This is a genomic window from Leisingera sp. F5, assembly GCF_001593695.1.
On record NZ_LUKH01001157.1, the window covers coordinates 1 to 1,225 of the forward strand.

Genomic DNA, 1,225 nt, shown 5'->3' on the forward strand with positions numbered 1-1,225 from the left:
AAGTAGAACAGCGCGAACCCGAAGGGCGGTGTCAAGAACGAAGTCTGCAGGTTCACCGCCACCATGATTGTCACCCATTTCGGATCGAAAGATCCGCCATAGATCACCGGCCCGACGATGGGGATCACGATGTAGATGATCTCTAGGAAATCCAGCACGAAACCCAGGAAGAACAGCACCAGCATCACGATCAGGAAGACCGTCATCTCGTTGTCAAAGCTCTTCAGGAACTGCTGGATATAGTGTTCGCCTCCAAAGGAGATCACCACCAAATTGAGCAGCTGCGAGCCGATCAGGATAGTGAACACCATTGAGGTCACTTTGGCGGTCTCTCGCACAATCGGTGTCAGCACGCCTGATTTGAACAGCACCCAGCAGCCGTATAGCAATCCGAACAGCGCAAAGAGATAGGCGCCGTAGGCCACAAAGAAAGCGATCCAGCTTTCCAAGGAAACGCCGCCCTGATTGACCCGCAGGTCAAAGTTCATGCCGACAAGAATGCACAGCATAACCGCAAAGGTGGACCAGATGATGATCTTGCCGGACCGGCCCTCATCCTGCAGTTTGCGGTAGGCCGCCAGCATGATAGCACCGCCTGCCCCCAGCGCCGCAGCGGGCGTCGGGTTGGTGATACCGCCCAGGATCGACCCCAGCACCGCAACGATCAGCACCAGCGGTGGGAACACCACCCGGATCAGATCGTTGGTGGCGCAGCGCGCGGCGGCCTCGCGGCAACCCCACAGTGCCAGCAGCAGCGGCAAAGCGATCCACAGCACGGTAGCACCTGCCGAAGTGGCCGGCGCAATGGCCACCAGATCCACCAGCGCAATCAGCAGCACGCCGATGGCGCCCAGGATCAGCGGCTTGGAATCGCGCGACGGCGCCACACCGCGGCCAAAGGCCAGCACCAGACCCAGAAGGATCATGATCACTGCGATACCGGTGCCGATCGGCGCGGCGGCGGCAATCTTGGCATCACGGGCGGCGATGATTTCATCCTCGCTCAGCCGTTCTGACAATGTCACGCCGCCGGCGGCGTCAATGGCCTCCTGTTCTGCAACAGCCGCGTCCCAGTCCTCCTGCCCGTGCAGGTCGATCATCGCGGCTTTGCATTCGGCACCGACATTGGTGCGCAAGGAGGCGGTCTCGCCTGCATCCGAGAAGGTCGAGACGGTGATGTTCTGGCTGCCGATGACGTTGAAGCTGCCCAGCAGGATGGCGCCGC

Annotated in this window: 1 protein-coding gene; it reads right to left on the reverse strand. The window is 60.5% G+C overall.

Going from position 1 to position 1,225, the window contains the following annotated elements; all coding sequences use genetic code 11:
• The coding region (locus A2I95_RS39725; protein WP_291737847.1) for a TRAP transporter large permease subunit at positions 1-1,225 on the reverse strand (1,225 nt) is incomplete at both ends.